At 72.5% G+C, this 3,707-nt stretch carries 4 protein-coding genes; 3 read left to right on the top strand and 1 reads right to left on the bottom strand.

What is annotated here, in order from left to right; all coding sequences use genetic code 11:
* Positions 1 to 16: 16 nt before the first annotated feature.
* Positions 17 to 703, bottom strand: coding sequence for an IclR family transcriptional regulator (locus ACSNN9_RS28100; protein WP_013284529.1), 687 nt, complete (start codon positions 701 to 703; stop codon positions 17 to 19).
* Positions 704 to 752: 49 nt separating this feature from the next.
* On the opposite strand from ACSNN9_RS28100, the gene leuC reads away from it, so the two are divergent.
* The 3 genes from leuC (at position 753) to ACSNN9_RS28085 (ending at position 3,675) form a co-directional block, all read left to right on the top strand.
* A complete protein-coding gene (leuC, locus tag ACSNN9_RS28095; RefSeq protein WP_436676328.1) occupies positions 753 to 2,201 on the top strand; it encodes a 3-isopropylmalate dehydratase large subunit in 1,449 nt (482 codons plus the stop codon).
* 12 nt (positions 2,202 to 2,213) lie between these two features.
* On the top strand, positions 2,214 to 2,801 hold the full coding sequence (leuD, locus tag ACSNN9_RS28090; protein ID WP_436676327.1) for a 3-isopropylmalate dehydratase small subunit: 588 nt from the start codon (positions 2,214 to 2,216) through the stop codon (positions 2,799 to 2,801).
* A 172-nt stretch (positions 2,802 to 2,973) separates the two neighbouring features.
* On the top strand, positions 2,974 to 3,675 hold the full coding sequence (locus tag ACSNN9_RS28085) for an HU family DNA-binding protein (protein ID WP_436676329.1): 702 nt from the start codon (positions 2,974 to 2,976) through the stop codon (positions 3,673 to 3,675).
* Positions 3,676 to 3,707 lie beyond the last annotated feature (32 nt).

The following is a 3,707-nucleotide window of genomic DNA, read 5'->3' as shown; positions in this document are numbered from 1 at the left end:
GTGGGAGGGCTGGGGGTCAGAGGCCGGAGAGGCGTTGGCCGGCTCGGACCACGGCCATCGCGTGCCGTTCGCCGGGGCGGCGACCCAGGCGCTCGATCGGGCCGGAGATGCTGATCGCGGCGATGACCCGGCCGGTGCGGTCGCGGATCGGGGCCGAGACGCTCGCCACACCGGCCTCGCGCTCGGCGACGCTCTGCGCCCAGCCCCGGCGGCGTACCTCGGCCAGGGTGCGGCCGGTGAACTTCGACCGGGGCAGTAGCGGCATCACGGCCTCGGGCGGCTCCCAGGCGAGCAGGATCTGCGCCGCGGAGCCCGCCGTCATCGGCAGCACCGAGCCGACCGGGACGGTGTCCCGCAGGCCGCTGGCCCGCTCGGCGGCGGCCACGCAGATGCGCTCGTCGGCGCGGCGCAGGTAGAGCTGGGCGCTTTCGCCGGTGGCGTCCCGCAGCGCCGCCAGCAGCGGCTCCGCCGCCGTCAGGAGCACGTCCGGCGCGGCGTTGGCGAGCTCACCCAGGCGCGGGCCGGGACGCCAGCGCCCCTGGGTGTCCCGGACCAGCATCCGGTGGATCTCCAGCGCCTGCGCCAGCCGGTGCGCGGTGGCCCGGGGCAGCTTGGTGCGTTCAACGAGTTCGGCCAGGCTGGCGCCGTCGACGCAGGCGGCCAGGATGACCACCGCCTTGTCGAGAACGCCGACACCGCTCATACTGTGTCCCACAAGCCGAAACTTACCTCCCAGAATTTAGGATGTCCAGATGGTGGGAGTCACTACTACCGAGCCGAGGACCCTGGCCGAGAAGGTCTGGGACGCGCACGTCGTACGGTCCGCCGAGGGCGAGCCCGATCTGCTCTTCATCGACCTGCACCTGCTGCACGAGGTGACGAGCCCGCAGGCCTTCGACGGGTTGCGTCTCGCCGGGCGCCGGGTGCGCCGCGCCGACCTCACGCTCGCGACGGAGGACCACAACACTCCGACGGGGTACGCGGACCCGTCGTTCCAGCGGCGGCGCGGCGACCTGCTCACCATCGCCGACCCCACCTCGCGCACCCAGATCGAGACGCTGCGCCGCAACTGCGCCGAGTTCGGCGTCCGGCTGCACCCGTTGGGCGACGAGAACCAGGGCATCGTGCACGTCATCGGCCCGCAGCTCGGCGTCACCCAGCCCGGCATGACCATCGTCTGCGGCGACTCGCACACCGCCACCCACGGCGCCTTCGGCGCGCTCGCGTTCGGCATCGGCACGAGTGAGGTCGAGCACGTGCTGGCCACCCAGACGCTGCCGCAGAGCCGGCCGAAGACGATGGCGGTGAACGTGACCGGGCAGCTCGCCCCGGGGGTCACCGCCAAGGACCTGGTGCTCGCGCTGATCGCCCAGGTCGGCACGGGCGGCGGCCGCGGGCACATCGTCGAGTACCGCGGCGAGGCGATCCGGTCGCTGTCCATGGAGGGGCGGATGACCATCGCCAACATGTCCATCGAGTGGGGCGCCAAGGCCGGCATGATCGCGCCGGACGAGACCACCTTCGCGTACCTGAAGGGGCGGCCGAACGCACCGAAGGGCGCCGACTGGGACGCGGCGGTCGCCTGGTGGCGGACCCTGCCCACGGACGAGGGCGCCACCTTCGACGCCGAGGTGACCCTGGACGCCGGCGCGGTCACCCCGTTCGTCACCTGGGGCACCAACCCGGGTCAGGGCGCGCCGCTGGGCGCGGTGGTGCCCACGCCCGAGGAGTTCGTCACCGAGGCCGAGCGGACCGCCGCCCGGCGCGCGCTGGAGTACATGGACCTGCGCCCCGGCACCCCGCTGCGGGACCTCGCGGTCGACGTGGTCTTCGTCGGCTCCTGCACCAACGGCCGGCTGGAGGACCTCCGGGCCGCCGCCGACGTGCTGCGCGGGCACCGGGTGGCCGACGGGGTGCGGATGCTGGTCGTGCCCGGTTCCGCCGCCGTGCGCGAGGCGGCCCAGGCGGAAGGGTTGGACAAGGTCTTCACCGACGCCGGCGCCGAGTGGCGCTTCGCCGGCTGCTCCATGTGCCTGGGCATGAACCCGGACACGCTCTCGCCGGGCCAGCGCTCCGCCTCCACCTCAAACCGCAACTTCGAGGGCCGCCAGGGCCGGGGCGGACGCACCCACCTGGTCTCCCCGCCGGTCGCCGCCGCCACCGCCGTGGCGGGCCGGCTGGCCGCTCCCGCCGACCTGTAGAAGGGCACCCAGATGGAGAGGTTCACCACCCACACGGGCACCGCCGTGCCGCTGCGGCGCTCCAACGTGGACACCGATCAGATCATCCCCGCCGTGTACCTCAAGCGGGTGACCCGGACCGGTTTCGCGGACGGCTTGTTCAGCGCCTGGCGCGAGGACCCGGAATTCGTGCTCAACGATCGCGCCCATTCCGGTGCGTCGATTCTTGTGGCCGGTCCCGAGTTCGGCACCGGCTCCTCCCGGGAGCACGCGGTCTGGGCGCTGCGCGACTGGGGCTTCCGGGCCGTGATCTCACCCCGCTTCGGCGACATCTTCCGGGGCAACGCGCTCAAGGAGGGTCTGCTCCCGGTCGAGCTGGAATTGAAGGCGGTCGAGGCGATCTGGGATCTGGTGGAGGCCGACCCGACCACCCCGGTCACCGTCGACCTGACCGCCCGCGAGGTGCGGGTCGGAGAGGCCACCTGGTCGTTCCCGTTGGACGACTTCAGCCGCTGGCGGCTGCTGGAGGGCTTGGACGACATTGGACTCACCCTCCGCCACGAGGCGGAGATCAGCGCCTTCGAGGCCACCCGGCCGCCGTTCCTGCCCTCGGTCGTTTAGCCGTACGCCCGATCCCACAGCGGTTTCCGCCCCGGCCGGTCTCACCGGCCGGGGCGAATCCGTTACGACACAAGGGCTTTTTTCGACCGAATGTTTGTGTCCCGGCAGCACAGGGCATACCGTGCGCGCAGAATGGCTCGCGTCGAGTCAGTTGCACAATCGGGAGGAAGTCGTGAACAAGGCCGAGCTCATCGAGGCGCTCGCCGTTCGCCTGGGGGACCGGAAGACGGCGACGGCCGCGCTCGACGCGGTCCTCGCTGAGGTCCAGGCGGCGGTCACCAAGGGCGAGAAGGTGGCGATCACCGGATTCGGAGCGTTCGAAAAGCGCGTCCGGGGCGCCCGAACAGCGCGCAACCCGCGGACCGGCGAGGCGGTGAAGGTCAAGAAGACATCCGTCCCGACCTTCCGTCCCGGCGCCGGATTCAAGGAGATGGTGGCCAGCGGCAAGGTGCCGAAGGCCACGGCGGCGGCGAAGAAGACCACGGCGGCCGCCGCCAAGACCACCACCGCCGCCAAGACCACCGCGGCGGCCAAGACGACGGGTGCCAAGGCCACCGGGGCGAAGGCCACCGGGGCCAAGGCGGCCGGTGCCAAGGCCACCGGTGCCAAGGCCACCGGAGCCAAGGCCACCGGAGCCAAGGCGGCGGGCGCGAAGGCGACCGGGGCCAAGGCGACCACGGCGGCCAAGAAGGCCCCCGCGGCGAAGGCGACCAAGACCACCGCGGCGAAGAAGACCGCGACCACCAAGGCCGCCCCGGCGAAGAAGACCACCGCGGCGACGAAGGCCACGGCGGCGAAGAAGACCGCCGCGACGGCGAGCAAGAGCGCGGCGGCGAAGAAGGCGCCGGCCAAGAAGGCCGCGACCAAGCGCTGAGCCGAGCGGTACGAGAAGGGGGGCCCCCCCCC

Source organism: Micromonospora sp. URMC 107 (assembly GCF_051386315.1).
Taxonomy (GTDB): domain Bacteria; phylum Actinomycetota; class Actinomycetes; order Mycobacteriales; family Micromonosporaceae; genus Micromonospora.
This window is presented reverse-complemented; position numbering and strand designations above follow the sequence as displayed.

Excerpts from the sequence above, each read along its gene's own strand:
- ACSNN9_RS28100 (WP_013284529.1), bottom strand. The coding sequence starts at position 703 with ATGAGCGGTGTCGGCGTTCTCGACAAGGCGGTGGTCATCCTGGCCGCC.
- leuC (WP_436676328.1), top strand. The coding sequence starts at position 753 with ATGGTGGGAGTCACTACTACCGAGCCGAGGACCCTGGCCGAGAAGGTC.
- leuD (WP_436676327.1), top strand. The coding sequence starts at position 2,214 with ATGGAGAGGTTCACCACCCACACGGGCACCGCCGTGCCGCTGCGGCGC.